This is a genomic window from Streptomyces hyderabadensis (assembly GCF_020404845.1).
GTDB classification, from domain to species: domain Bacteria; phylum Actinomycetota; class Actinomycetes; order Streptomycetales; family Streptomycetaceae; genus Streptomyces; species Streptomyces hyderabadensis.
Window position 1 is genome coordinate 1 of the sequence record NZ_JAIOJZ010000054.1, and the last position, 12,739, is coordinate 12,739.

11 protein-coding genes are annotated in these 12,739 nt (G+C 74.4%); 8 read left to right on the plus strand and 3 right to left on the minus strand.

The window, feature by feature from the left end; genetic code table 11:
- Nucleotides 1-618: TerD family protein (locus K7854_RS30600; RefSeq protein ID WP_226029797.1), on the minus strand; the 618-nt coding region annotated here is incomplete at its 3' end.
- A 295-nt stretch (nt 619-913) separates the two neighbouring features.
- Between K7854_RS30600 and K7854_RS30605 the strand changes: the two genes are divergently transcribed.
- The 4 genes from K7854_RS30605 to K7854_RS30620 all read left to right on the plus strand — a co-directional run bounded on the left by K7854_RS30605 (nt 914) and on the right by K7854_RS30620 (nt 5,625).
- Entirely contained in the window at nt 914-1,357 is a 444-nt protein-coding gene (locus tag K7854_RS30605) for a DUF6643 family protein (protein ID WP_226029798.1), read from the plus strand.
- Between the two features lie 42 nt (nt 1,358-1,399).
- Nucleotides 1,400-2,227: an MOSC domain-containing protein gene (locus tag K7854_RS30610; protein WP_226029799.1), complete on the plus strand. Its 828-nt coding sequence runs from the start codon at nt 1,400-1,402 to the stop codon at nt 2,225-2,227.
- 242 nt (nt 2,228-2,469) lie between these two features.
- Nucleotides 2,470-3,075 carry an Rv1733c family protein gene (locus K7854_RS30615; RefSeq protein WP_226029800.1) on the plus strand — a complete coding sequence of 202 codons (606 nt, stop codon included), beginning with the start codon at nt 2,470-2,472 and terminating at the stop codon, nt 3,073-3,075.
- Nucleotides 3,076-3,183: 108 nt separating this feature from the next.
- Complete coding sequence (locus K7854_RS30620; protein ID WP_226029801.1) at nt 3,184-5,625, plus strand: right-handed parallel beta-helix repeat-containing protein; 2,442 nt, start codon at nt 3,184-3,186, stop codon at nt 5,623-5,625.
- A gap of 33 nt (nt 5,626-5,658) precedes the next feature.
- Here K7854_RS30620 and K7854_RS30625 read toward each other — a convergent pair whose 3' ends face one another.
- Nucleotides 5,659-8,016, minus strand: coding sequence for a hypothetical protein (locus K7854_RS30625; protein ID WP_226029802.1), 2,358 nt, complete (start codon nt 8,014-8,016; stop codon nt 5,659-5,661).
- 254 nt (nt 8,017-8,270) lie between these two features.
- Between K7854_RS30625 and K7854_RS30630 the strand changes: the two genes are divergently transcribed.
- Both K7854_RS30630 and K7854_RS30635 read left to right on the plus strand, forming a co-directional pair.
- Nucleotides 8,271-9,095 (plus strand): DeoR/GlpR family DNA-binding transcription regulator, encoded by an 825-nt coding sequence (locus tag K7854_RS30630; protein ID WP_226029803.1) that lies wholly within the window; start codon nt 8,271-8,273, stop codon nt 9,093-9,095.
- Between the two features lie 166 nt (nt 9,096-9,261).
- The gene (locus K7854_RS30635; protein WP_226029804.1) at nt 9,262-9,735 is read left to right on the plus strand and encodes an SRPBCC family protein; all 474 of its coding nucleotides are present in this window, start codon (nt 9,262-9,264) and stop codon (nt 9,733-9,735) included.
- A 16-nt stretch (nt 9,736-9,751) separates the two neighbouring features.
- On the opposite strand, the gene cds1 is transcribed toward K7854_RS30635, so the two are convergent.
- Nucleotides 9,752-10,876 carry an L-cysteine desulfhydrase Cds1 gene (gene cds1, locus K7854_RS30640; RefSeq protein ID WP_308112581.1) on the minus strand — a complete coding sequence of 375 codons (1,125 nt, stop codon included), beginning with the start codon at nt 10,874-10,876 and terminating at the stop codon, nt 9,752-9,754.
- A 279-nt stretch (nt 10,877-11,155) separates the two neighbouring features.
- On the opposite strand from cds1, the gene K7854_RS30645 reads away from it, so the two are divergent.
- Nucleotides 11,156-11,479 carry a hypothetical protein gene (locus tag K7854_RS30645; RefSeq protein ID WP_104633681.1) on the plus strand — a complete coding sequence of 108 codons (324 nt, stop codon included), beginning with the start codon at nt 11,156-11,158 and terminating at the stop codon, nt 11,477-11,479.
- 185 nt (nt 11,480-11,664) lie between these two features.
- Nucleotides 11,665-12,213 (plus strand): ATP-binding protein, encoded by a 549-nt coding sequence (locus tag K7854_RS30650; RefSeq protein WP_226029805.1) that lies wholly within the window; start codon nt 11,665-11,667, stop codon nt 12,211-12,213.
- The last annotated feature ends 526 nt before the right edge of the window (nt 12,214-12,739 follow it).

The window sequence follows — 12,739 nt, forward strand, 5'->3', positions numbered from 1 at the left end:
GGGGGGGGGGGGGGGGCCCCGCGGCGCGGGGGGGGCGGGGGGGGGCGGCGCGGGCACGGCGGCCGGAGGTGCGGGCGCGGCGGCCGGAGGTGCGTGCTGCGGTTCGTCCACCGAGATGCCGTAGTCCGTGGCCAGGCCTTCGAGACCGCTGTCGTACCCCTGCCCGACGGCACGGAACTTCCAGGCGCCCTGGCGGCGGTAGAACTCGCCGAGCACGAAGGCCGTCTCGACGGTCGCGCCCGGGTTGTCGAAGCGGGCCACGACGCTGTTCTGCGTGGTGTCGCGCACCTCGATGTACAGCTCGGGCACCTGTCCGAAGGCTCCGCCGTCCGAGGAGGCGGCGAGGATCACGGTCTCGATCGCGGGCTCCACGCGCGTGAGGTCGACGAGGAGGCTGTCGGTCACCCGGCCGCCAGCGTCCCGCTTGCCCTCGTGCCGGACCGATCCGGAGGCGTGGGCCGGCTGGTTGTAGAAGACGAAGTCCGCGTCGGAGCGCACCTTGCCGCCCACCAGCAGGAGGGCGGAGGCGTCCGCGTCGGGCACGCCGGGTCCGGACCGCCAGCCCAGTTCGACCCGCAGCGCCGTGGTCGGCACCGGGGTGTTCGATCCTTTCGACATTGACATGTCCGCCCCCATCACGTGTCACCGAGCCGGGTCGAGTCCCGGCGATTCGTCGAGTTCCTGACGCACAACCTATTCTCCTGGCCGCCCGCCCTTGAAGAAGAGTCCGGCAGAAGGTTCGGCCAACCGCCGGTAACCCGCCCGGAACTTGGCCTTTACCGCAAAATCGCGCGGCCCGACGCCCTATTTTGCCAAGTTCGCTCGCATTGGGGATGCCCGGTCACTGCGGACACGGAAAACAACCCTCTTATCGGTCTCCCCAACCAGCACATCGTGGGCTTAACTTATGGCCATGACCTCCCCCCGCTCCACTTATGGCGGCGGCTACTACTCCGCCTCCTTCCCGGACACCCCGATCTACGACTCGCTCGTGGCCGAACGGGGCACACCGCAGATCGCCCCGATCCGGGTCCCCGCCGCGTACGACATGCCGAGCAGCAGCCATCTGCCCGCGCTGCCGTCCGCCCTGCCCGCCCTGCCGGCGGGCCCCTCGCAGCCCGCCTACGGATATCCGCAGCAGGCCCCGCAGCCCGCCCCGCTGCAGCAGGCGCCCGCCGCGTACATCCCGCACCAGGCGACCGCGCCGCGCGGATACCCCGGCCCCCAGCAGCCGCAGCAGCCCCGCCCGGCCGCGCCCGGTCCCGCGGGGTACGAGGCGATGCGCCCCGCGGCTCCCCGGCCGGCCCCCGCGCCGTACCAGGATCCGTACAACCAGCAGCAGTACCGCGGCTACTGAGCCGTCCTCCGGGTTGTCGCAGCCACCTGGCACGATGACCCCATGGGGTACGCGCGACTGCAGTCGATCCACGTCCATCCGGTCAAGGCCTTGCGGAGCCTGTCGCTCCAGGAGGCCGTGGTGGAGCCCTGGGGGCCGGCCGGGGACCGACGCTGGATGCTGATCGACGACGGGGGAAAGGTCGTCACGCAACGCAGGCAGCCGCGCCTAGCCCTGGCCGCCGCCGAGCTTCTGCCCGGCGGCGGTGTACGGCTGTCCGCGCCCGGCACGGCGCCGCTCACGGTGCCGGTCCCGCGCGCGGGCAGCACCGTGCCGGTGCAGATCTTCCGGGACAAGGTGGAGGCGGTCCCGGCCGAGGACGAGGCCGCGCACGCCTGGTGCAGCGCGCTGCTCGGCACCGACGTCCGGCTGGTGCACCTGGACGATCCCGCCACCCGCCGCCCCGTGGACCCGCGGTACGCGCTGCCGGGCGAGACCGTTTCCTTCGCGGACGGCTTTCCGCTGCTGCTGACCACCACGGCCTCGCTGGACGCGCTCAACTCCCTGATCGCGCGCGGTGAGCACGCGGACGAGGGTCCGTTGCCCATGAACCGCTTCCGGCCGAACCTGGTCGTCTCCGGCACCGCGCCCTGGGCCGAGGACACCTGGTCGCGCATCGCCGTCGGCGAAGTCGTCCTGCGGGTCGCCAAGCCGTGCGGGCGGTGTGTGGTGACGACCACCGACCAGGGCACCGCGGACCGCGGCGCCGAGCCCCTGCACAGTCTCGGCCGGCACCGGCGCGTCGACGGCAAGCTGGTCTTCGGGCAGAACCTGGTCCCGCTCGGCCGCGGCACGGTCCGGGTCGGCGACCCGGTGCGGATCGTCGAGTGAGTCCTCGCCCTCACCGAGTGAAGTCTCGCCCCTCACCGGGGCCGTGCTCCGGTTCCGGACAAACGGCACGGTAACGGGAACCCGGTGCGGGGTACGCGCGTTGGGGTTTCTGAGAGGTTCATGAGAACCCGGCCGTGCCGGGCCGTCCGGAAGGGGCGGCGCGCCTGGGCGGTCCGGCCCGCCCGGGACCGGCGTGACCGGCTCGACGGGGGTGCGGCGGAGGCAGGGAAGGGGGTGCGTGTGTGCGGGCGATCGGAGGGCTGTGGCGTTGGCGAGGCAATCCGCTGTGCCGCACCAGTGACCTGGCCGAGGCGTGGCTGGCCCTGACGGCGCTGCTGCTGATCGTGTTCGTGGCGCCGCTGGCCGGCGTGCTCGTCGGCGGCGCGGCGCAGAGCGCCCTGCAGCGGTCGGTGCGCGAGCAGCACGAGGCACGGCACCGGGTGACGGCCACCGTGGTCCGGGCCCTGGAGCGTTCGCCCCTGACCGTCGACCCGGAGGGTGCCCCGGGCGAGGAGCTGCGCAGCCGTGTGCTGGCCGACTGGACCGGTCCGGACGGCTCGCGGCACGAGGGCCCCGTCCTGGTGGGCATCGACCGCCCGGCCAGCGGCGACCGGTTCGCGATGTGGACGGACGCGCGGGGCCGGGAGGTGGCCCGCCCGCTGGACTCCGCGACCGCGGCCACGCACGCCGTGCTCGCCGGGGCCGGCACCGCGGTGGCGGCCGCGGCCCTGGTGGAGGCCGCCCGGCGGATCGTGGTCTGGCGCATGGTCCGCCGCCGGTACGCGCGTCTGGAGCGCGAGTGGGAGCGGGCGGGACCGGACTGGGGCAGGACCGGCGCGGGCAGTTGACGGGCTTCGGCCTCCGGTCAACTCACCACCTGCGCGCACGCTACGGTGGACCGGCCGAAGCGAATCGGCGACGACCCGCGTACGACGAGGTGGGGGCACAGCAACGCCATGGCACAGGGCACGGTCCAGGTGACGCACACCGGCACCTCGCGGTGGCGGCGCCGCACGGGTGAGTACGCATCGCTCGCCGCCGCCCTGGAGGCCGCGGCCGACGGTGACGTCCTCACCGTCGCCCCCGGGACCTACCGGGAGAACCTCGTCGTCCAGCGGGCGGTGACCCTGCGCGGCCCCGAGGGCGCCCAGGGCTCGGTCCGGATCACGCCCGCCGACGGTGTCCCGCTGACCGTGCGCGCGTCCGCGGTGATCCAGGACCTGCACGTCGAGGGCCAGGACGCGGCGGCGCCCGCGGTGCTGGTCGAGGACGGCACACCGGAGCTGCTGGGCCTCAGGGTCGTGGCCCGTTCCGCCTCCGGGATAGAGGTGCGCGGCAGTGCGCGTCCCACGGTGCGGCGCTGCACCGTCGACAATCCCGCCGGTGTCGGCATCGCCGTCCTGGACGGCGGGGGCGGCGTGTTCGAGGAGTGCGAGGTCGTGGCGGCCGGTCAGGCGGGCGTCGCGGTGCGCTCCGGCGCCCACCCCCGGCTGGAGCGCTGCCGGGTGCACCACGCCGCCGGTTCCGGGCTGACGGCGACCGGCGAGGGCTCCGCCCTGGAGGCGGTGGGCTGCGAGGTCTACGAAGTGCGCGGCAGCGGCGTGCAGGTGACCGGCCGGGCCACGGCCCACCTGACCGACTGCGACGTGCACCGCACCACCGGCGACGGCGTCACCCTGGACACGGACGCGGTGCTGACCCTGGCCGACTGCCGCATCCACGACATCCCGGAGAACGCGGTCGACCTCAGGTCCCGCTCGGTCCTCACCCTGACCCGCACCAGCGTGCGGCAGTTCGGGCGCAACGGCCTGTCGGTGTGGGACCCGGGCACCCGGGTGGACGCCAACCAGTGCGAGATCTTCGACAGCACCGGCGACTACCCGGCGGTCTGGGTCAGCGACGGTGCCACCGCGGTGCTCGACTCCTGCCGGGTGCACGACGTGCCGGACGCGCTGTTCGTGCTGGACCGCGGCTCGCGCGCGGACGTCGTCGACAGCGACCTCTCCCAGGTGCGCAACACCGCCGTGTCGGTGAGCGACGGCGCCACCGCGCAGCTCGACGACTGCCGCATCCGGGACGCCGCCACCGGCGCCTGGTTCCGCGACCACGGCAGCGGCGGCACCCTGAACAACTGCACCCTGGACGGCAACCGCACCGGCGTGATCGTCACCAAGGGCGCCGACCCCACGATCGAGCGCTGCACCGTCGACTCCCCCTCCGAGGCGGGCGTCTACGTCTCGGCCGGCGGCCGCGGCAGCTTCCTCAGCTGCCGGGTCACCGGGAGCGCGGGCTACGGCTTCCACGTGATCGACGGCTGTCGTACGACGCTGCGGAAGTGCCGCACGGAGCGGTGCGCGCGCGGCGGGTACGAGTTCGCCGACGGCGGCCCCGACACGGCGTACGACTCCGGTCCGCTCGTCGAGGACTGCACGAGCGACGAGAGCACCGGCCTGACGGCGGCGCCCGCCGCGCCCGAGCCGGTGGTGCAGACGGCGGCCCAGTCCCCCGGTCTGCTGGGCTCGATCCCCGGGCAGCGCACCACCGAGCAGGAGCCGCTCATCGCGGGCCCCGCCCCCCAGGAGCCGGCCCGGACTTCGAAGGCCGTCCTGGGCGAACTGGACGCGCTGGTGGGCCTGGACAGCGTCAAGCGCGAGGTGCGCGCGCTGACCGACATGATCGAGGTGGGCCGGCGCCGGCAGCGGGCGGGCCTGAAGGCCGCGTCGGTCAAGCGGCACCTGGTCTTCACCGGCTCCCCCGGCACGGGCAAGACGACGGTGGCCCGGCTGTACGGCGAGATCCTCGCCTCGCTCGGCGTGCTGGACAAGGGCCACCTGGTCGAGGTCTCCCGGGTGGACCTGGTGGGCGAGCACATCGGCTCGACGGCGATCCGCACCCAGGAGGCGTTCCAGCGGGCGCACGGCGGCGTGCTGTTCATCGACGAGGCGTACGCCCTCTCCCCCGAGGACGCGGGCCGGGACTTCGGCAAGGAGGCCATCGACACCCTGGTCAAGCTGATGGAGGACCAGCGGGAGTCGGTCGTCGTGATCGTCGCGGGGTACACGGCGGAGATGGAGCGCTTCCTGTCGGTCAACCCCGGGGTGGCGTCCCGCTTCTCACGCACCATCACCTTCGGTGACTACGGCCCGGGGGAGCTGCTGCGGATCGTGGAGCAGCAGGCGGACGAACACGAGTACCGGCTGGGACCGGGCACCTCGGACTCCCTGACGAAGTACTTCACGGAGATCCCCAAGGGCCCGGCCTTCGGCAACGGCCGCACCGCCCGGCAGACCTTCGAGGCGATGGTGGAGCGGCACGCGAGCCGGGTCGCCCAGCTGCCCGACCCCAGCACGGACGACCTGACCCTGCTGTACCCGGAGGACCTGCCCGAGCTGCCCTGACGGCGCCGGTGCCCGGGCCGGACGGCCTCGGCCTCAGCAGTCCCCGGTCGCGTCGTCCGCGGCCGGGACGGGCGCCTCGGCGCCACCGGTGTGGCGCGGCGCGGGTACTCCCGGCCGAAGCCGGGCCAGCAGGCGTCCGCGTTCCTCGGCGAAGGCCGGGTCCGCCTGGTAGTCGGAGTGACCGAGGATCGGCGCCGGCAGCGGGTGGAGTTCGGTCCGGCCGTAGGTCAGCGGGTCCTTGAGGGGCGCGCGGTCCACGGCGGGGCCCGCGTCGCCGGGCAGTCGCATCGGGCCGCCGATGGGGTCGGTGCGCCGGTGGAGGTTGCGCCAGCAGTCGACCTCCTCGTGCAGCGAGGCGAGCGCGTCGGGGCCGAAGTGGGCCGGGAACCAGCGGCCGTACAGGCGCTCCAGCGGGGAGCCGTAGGTGAGCAGGGCGACCCGTTTGCGGGCGGACGGTTCGAGCTGCCAGGACGCGGCGGCCGCGAGCACGCTGCCCTGCGAGTGCCCGGAGATGACCAGCCGGCCGCCGGTGGCGCGGGTCCAGGTCGCCATCCGCCAGGTCAGGTCGGGCACCGCGCGCTCGGCGTAGCAGGGCGGTGCGAAGGGGTGCGCGGCGCGCGGCCAGAAGGTGCCGACGTCCCACAGGATGCCGATGGTGCGCCGCGCGGAGGCGTCCTTGTAGGCGCGCCTGCCCCAGGTGACGAACAGTATGAAGCCGAGTCCGATCAGCCAGGAACCCAGGTCCTGCGCGGTCTGCGCGGCCCCCTGGACGACGGCGTAGGTGCCGCGCGCGGCCTCGCCGGGCACCTTCTCGGTCATCAGGGCGCCCACCAGGGCTCCGGCGCCGAGCAGCAGGGTGGCGGCGGAGGTGATGGCCACGAGGACGGGTGCCCGGTCGGTGAGGGTGGCCATGGCGCGGGTGAGCGCGATGCGCCGGGTGCGGCCCGGGTCCCCGGTCTCGCCCGGGTGGTCGCGTTCCACCGCGTCCCGTTCGGCCCGGGCCAGGCGCAGGGTGTGCCGGGCGAGCACGGCGCACATCAGCAGGACGACGACGAGCAGCGGCGGGATGACGGACGCCTGCCAGGTCAGCAGGACGGGCGGGCCGACCAGGAAGGCGCCGGTGCCGTCCATCCAGTCGGCCACGCGCTGGGCGACGCCGCCGGACATCACGCCGCCCAGCGCGCAGGCCAGCATGGCGACGGCGGGACCGCCCAGGCCCCGGATCGCGGCGCGGGCGTCCGGGCGGCTGCGGTGGAGCAGGTGGGCGACCACGGCCAGCGCGATGACCAGCAAGCCCTGCACCAGGGCGATGCCGCCGAAGGCCGCGTCACCGGCCAGCCGGCCCTCCGACGTCCACGACGGGCGGGTCCAGCCGCCGTACAGCAGGGTGAGGACGAACAGCAGGAGGGCGGCGAGCGGCAGGCGGCGTACGAGGTGCTCGTCGAGGGTCCGGTCGAGGCGCCTCTCGCTGCGGCCCCGGCGGCACACCACCGCGACCACGGCCACCGACCCCGCGGCCAGCGCCCCCAGCAGGACCCAGCCCAGGGCGTCGAGCAGCGCCGGTCCGCCCGGCCGCCGGTCGAAGCGGGCCGCCGGCAGGCCGACCGCCACGGCGACGGTCAGCAGGCCCGCGGCGGTGTGCGCGGCGCGCAGCCGGGCCACCAGGCGGCGCCCGTACCAGAACCCGGGGCGGCCCAGCGCGGCGCGGCGGGGGTCCTCCTCGGCGTCGGCCCCGTGGTCCATCGGCTGCCGGGACTCGTACGCCCGCCAGGTGCGCAGCGACAGGTACCACAGCAGCCCGGTGAGCGCGGCGGGGACCGCGGCCGCGAGGGCGAGCCTGCGGCCGGGCGTGCTCCACCAGCCGCCGTCGGACGTCACCGGCGACAGGAAGCCCAGCCAGGAGTGCCGCTCGGCGCACGCGCGCGTGCCCGCGCACTGCCAGGCCACGAGGTCGAGGGCGACCTCGCAGGCGGCGGCGACCAGGAGCACCGTCAGGGTGAGGCCCGCGAGCCGCAGCAGCAGTCCGTAGAGGCGGATCGTGCGGATCCGGCCATGGGCGGCGGGCCGCATCCAGTGGGCGATGTTGACCACCATGAAGGGCAGGAGCAGCAGCCACAGGGCGCGGGTGCCGTTGCCGGAGGTGAGGTTGCACCAGACGTAGGCCTCGGGCACCGGCCGGCCCCGGTAGTCCTCGGGCCGGGACTCGGCGTCGGCGTCCTCGGTGCGCCGGAAGACGGCCGCGACGTGGTCGCCGGTGATCCGCACGGTCCGCGGGTCGTCCAGCATCTCGGCGGGTGTCGTACCGCCCACTCCGTGCACCAGGAGTTCCAGGGCGGTGCCGCTTCTCGCGTCCGTCCCGCCCGCCCCGGCCCGCTCCTGTGCCTCTTCCACTGTCCGCACTCCCCCGTGACGCGCCGTCGGCTCTGTCCGTGCGGGCACAAGGATCTCCCGTCCGGGTCCCTCCTGCACCCCTCGGCACGGAATCTCCCCGATCCGCGTGACCGGTGACGGCGGGCGGGCGGTGGCGCGGGCCGTGGCGGGGCGTGCGAGGATGGACGTCCGCGCACGGGTGCGGGAAGAAGCCCTCATCGGAGCGGGTGCGTCGGCGTGTCGGACGGTTTTGCGGCGAAAGGACCGAAGCGTACGTGAGTGAGAATCCGAACCTCCTCGCGGAGCAGCGGCGCGCCCTGATCCTCGACGAGGTGCGCCGCCGGGGCGGTGTCCGGGTCAACGAGCTGACCCGGAAGCTCGGCGTGTCGGACATGACGGTCCGCCGCGACCTCGACGCGCTGTCCCGGCAGGGTGTGCTGGAGAAGGTGCACGGCGGAGCGGTACCGGTGGCGGAGGCGAGCACCCACGAACCGGGGTTCGAGGCCAAGTCCGGGCTGGAGCCGACCGCCAAGGAGGACATCGCGCGGGCCGCCGCGGAGCTGGTCGCGCCGGGCGCCGCGATCGCCCTGTCGGGCGGTACGACGACGTACGCGCTGGCGCACCGGCTGGTGGACGTGCCGGACCTGACGGTGGTCACCAACTCGGTGCGGGTGGCCGACGTCTTCCACGTGGCGCAGCGCACCTCGGGCGCGCGGCAGGGCGGGGCGACGGTGGTGCTCACCGGCGGCGTGCGCACGCCCTCCGACTCGCTGGTGGGGCCGGTCGCCGACCAGGCGATCGCGACGCTCCACTTCGACGTGCTGTTCCTGGGCGTGCACGGGATATCGGCCGAGGCGGGTCTGTCCACGCCGAACCTGGCGGAGGCCGAGACGAACCGGCGGCTCGTGCAGTCGGCGCGGCGTGTCGTCGTGGTCGCGGACCACACCAAGTGGGGGGTCGTGGGCCTGAGTTCGTTCGCCGCGCTGGAGCAGGTGGACACGCTCGTGACTGACTCCGGGCTGTCGGCCGGGGCCCGCGCGGAGGTCGCCGAGCACCTCGGGCTGGTCGTGGCGGGCGAGCCGGAGCCCGCGGCGGACTGACGCCGACACCGACGCCGGCGGGCGCGGGAACGCCCTGCCGGCGAAGCGCCGGGCGGAGCCCGCCGTACGGCGCCCGCCCCGCTGACACCCGGCGCGCCCGGGACTATCGTGGCGCCACCCGGCCGACCGTCCGCCACGCGCGGCTTCGTACAAGGGGGTTGTGTCCATGGCTCGCCGTCTGCGTCCGGTGGGTCTCGACTTCGTCGAGACGGCGCCGGTGCGCCTCGTCTTCGCCCGGGAGATCTCGGCCCCTCCGGACGCCGTCTTCCGCGCCCTGGCGGAGGACGTGCCCGGCTGGACCGCGTGGTTCTCCGCGGTGACGTACGCCCGGCCCATCGGTGCGGGAGCGGGGCGCGAGATCAGGCTCAGGGGCGGCACGCGGTTCGTGGAGACGGTGCTGGCGGCCGAGCGGCCCGAGGTGTACGCCTATCGCATCGACGTCACCAACGCGCCGGGTGCCCGGGCCATGCTCGAGGAGTGGCGGCTGACGCCGGCCGGTACCGGTACGCGGGTGCGCTGGACGTTCGCGGCGGACGGTACGGCGCCGTTCCGCTTCGTGCTCGACCGGGCCCGCCCGGGGCTGGGGCGGGCCTTCCGGGGTGCGGTCACCTCGCTGGACCGGCGGCTGCGGCGCCCGTAGCCCGGCGCGGGCCCCGTCAGGCCGGCCAGGTGCCCGTGCGCAGCAGGGACTCGATCGCCGCCGTGTACGGCTCGATGTCGAGGCCCTGTTCGGCGAGCCAGGCGTCCGAGTAGTACTTGTCGAGGTACCGGTCCCCGGGGTCGCACAGCAGCGTCACGACGCTGCCCCGCTCCCCCGCGGCCACCATCTCGGCGACGATCTTCAGCGCGCTCCACAGCCCGGTGCCCGTGGAGCCGCCCGCCTTGCGGCCGATGACCCGCTCCAGGGAACGTACGGCCGCGACGCTCGCCGCGTCCGGCACCTTCATCATGCGGTCGATCGCGCCGGGCACGAAGCTCGGTTCCATCCGGGGCCGGCCGATGCCCTCGATCCGGGAGCCCCGGTCGCAGGCCACGTCCGGGTCGCCGGTGGTCCAGCCCTCGAAGAAGCAGGAGTTGTCCGGGTCGGCGACGCAGACGCGGGTGTCGTACTGCATGTAGTGGACGTAGCGGGCGAGGGTCGCCGAGGTGCCGCCGGTGCCGGCCGTGGCGACGATCCAGGACGGCTCGGGGTACCGTTCCAGCCGCAGCTGGCGGAAGATCGACTCGGCGATGTTGTTGTTGCCGCGCCAGTCGGTGGCGCGTTCGGCGTAGGTGAACTGGTCCATGTAGTGGCCGCCGGTCTCCGCCGCGAGGCGGGCCGACTCCTCGTACATCCGCCGGGAGTCGTCCACGAAGTGGCACCGTCCGCCGTGGAACTCGATCAGGCGGATCTTCTCGGTGCTCGTCGTGCGGGGCATGACGGCGATGAAGGGCACGCCGATCAGGCTCGCGAAGTAGGCCTCGGAGACGGCCGTCGAGCCGCTGGACGCCTCGATCACCGGGCGGTCGGGCCGGATCCAGCCGTTGCACAGTCCGTAGAGGAACAGGGAGCGGGCGAGGCGGTGCTTGAGGCTGCCGGTGGGGTGCGTCGACTCGTCCTTCAGGTACAGGTCGATGCCCCAGTGCTCCGGCAGCGGGAACAGGAGCAGGTGGGTGTCGGCCGAGCGGTTGGCGTCGGCCTGGACCTTGCGGACGGCCTCTTTCAGCCAGGCGCGGTAGGCGGCGTCGCTGTGGTCGACGTCCAGGGTGGCGCCGGTGCCGGTCTGCCGGTCAGTGCTCACTTCGGGGCTCCTTACGCTGCGCGCCGACGGCGGACGGTGCGGCCGACACCCTGGATCATAAACACCTTCCACACGCTTCTCACCTGCATAAACACGGCTTTGGGCGCCTCAAAGGCACCCCTGGGATGCCGGGTACGCCCCGGTGGGGGCACGGTGGGGGGCGCATTCGCGCGAGTGCTCCGGTCGCCCCCGGAAAGGGACGGCGCGTACTGGTGCTCGCGGCACGGTGCGGGCAGACTGCCAGCGGCGGGAACCGACGCGCACGAGGGGGCGACGGCCATGGCGGAGCCGGAGTTCAGGGCCACGGGGGTGCGGATCGGCAAGCGGCTGCGGTCACTCACCCGGGCCGGGACGGTCCGGATCAGCGGTGGCCGGGTGGAGTTGCTGACCAGCTACGGCAGCGAGATAGACAGCGCGCCGGTGCAGGCGGTGCGCGCCTCCCGCCCGTGGTTCGCGCCGCAGGACCGGGCGCTGGCCGACCTCGACGGCAAGCGCTACCTGCTGACCCTCGGCGAGCGTGACCCGGCTCCCGGCGAACCGGGACCGCCCGCCGCCCGCCGCTTCATCGAGGCGGTGCGCAGGGCGGCCGGACGCCGCGCCTGAGAGATGTCCGTAAGTTGCGGTACCGAACCCCTTGCGTCACGCTGGTCTCACGTCACTCTGGGTTTACCGGCGATAACGCTGCGAACCAGCCCGCCGGCCATGACAGCGGGCGGCGTGCGCCAGGTGCGCCTCGCTGGATCCGAACTCCGTGTTCTTCCGGACCTCTATGTCGGGGAGTCGCAGCCGTGATCACTCACCCAAGCAGACACTGCACGGTGGAGCTCCAAGCCCTGCCGTCGCGGATCGGCCAGGTCCGCAGAATCGTATCTGCGCAATTGCGCTACTGGCATATGGAACTCCTGATCGACCGGGCGGTGCTCGGCGTGACGGAGTTGTTGACCAATGTCCACCTGCATGCCCGGCCCGACAAGACGTGCACCGTGGAGCTGGAACTGCTCCTGGACCGGCTCACGGTCTCGGTGCGCGACCACGATCCGCGGCTGCCCGTCGTGGACGACGCGGAGCCGCTCGCGACGTGCGGGCGCGGCCTGGCCATGGTGGCCGCGATGAGCGAGAGCTGGGGCGCCCGGCCGGACGGTGCGTCGGGCAAGGTCGTCTGGTTCACGCTGCCGACGGCCGTCACCGCCGCGCCGGTCACCGCGCCGCCCGTGGCGGCCCGCCCGCCGCGCCGGCTGGTCGAGGAGGTGCCGGCGGCCGCGTTCGCCGAGGCCGGGCACGCGGTCGACCTCGGCAGCCGCCAACCCGCTCCCGCCCGGTCGACCGTTGTCGGCTGACCGGGCGGTGACCGTCCGCTGCCGCGGGCCGTGCGGCGGTTTCCGGCCGACGTCCAGAACGGGTTCCGCACCGTTGGCGGCGCCCCGCGACCGCCGGGGCCCGTGGCGGTCCTGACTGCGTGTCGGAGACCCGCTGGGACCGGGCGCGCGGACGGGTCCGCGGGCGCGTAGGACGGCAGCCCCGCACCGCCCGCCGCCTGTCCCCGGCGGCCGGTGGCCGGTGGCGCCCGCGGTCCGGCGACCGCGAACGGTGACGCTCGCGCCCCGCGGTGGTCCGGGCCTGCCCTCCTCCGCGTGGGCACCCCACCGCGGTCCGGACGGCAGCCCGGCGGCGGACCTTGCGAACCGCCGAGTGCGCGCCGGCCGTGCGACGGCGAACGCCTTCCAGTCCGTGCGTCTGTGCCGCCCGACCCCGCCCCCCACGCGATCCCTGCGACCGGTGACGCCGTGTCACGGAGCGGTCCGCGATGGCCTCCCGGGCAGGCGGGTGTTCCGCGTGCGGCGGCGAGCAGCCCGGCGGCGGGCG

Bases quoted from the DNA above. Each gene is read 5' to 3' on its own strand.
- K7854_RS30605 (WP_226029798.1), top strand. From the start codon at position 914: ATGACCTCCCCCCGCTCCACTTATGGCGGCGGCTACTACTCCGCCTCC.
- K7854_RS30610 (WP_226029799.1), top strand. From the start codon at position 1,400: ATGGGGTACGCGCGACTGCAGTCGATCCACGTCCATCCGGTCAAGGCC.
- K7854_RS30620 (WP_226029801.1), top strand. From the start codon at position 3,184: ATGGCACAGGGCACGGTCCAGGTGACGCACACCGGCACCTCGCGGTGG.
- K7854_RS30635 (WP_226029804.1), top strand. From the start codon at position 9,262: ATGGCTCGCCGTCTGCGTCCGGTGGGTCTCGACTTCGTCGAGACGGCG.
- K7854_RS30645 (WP_104633681.1), top strand. From the start codon at position 11,156: ATGGCGGAGCCGGAGTTCAGGGCCACGGGGGTGCGGATCGGCAAGCGG.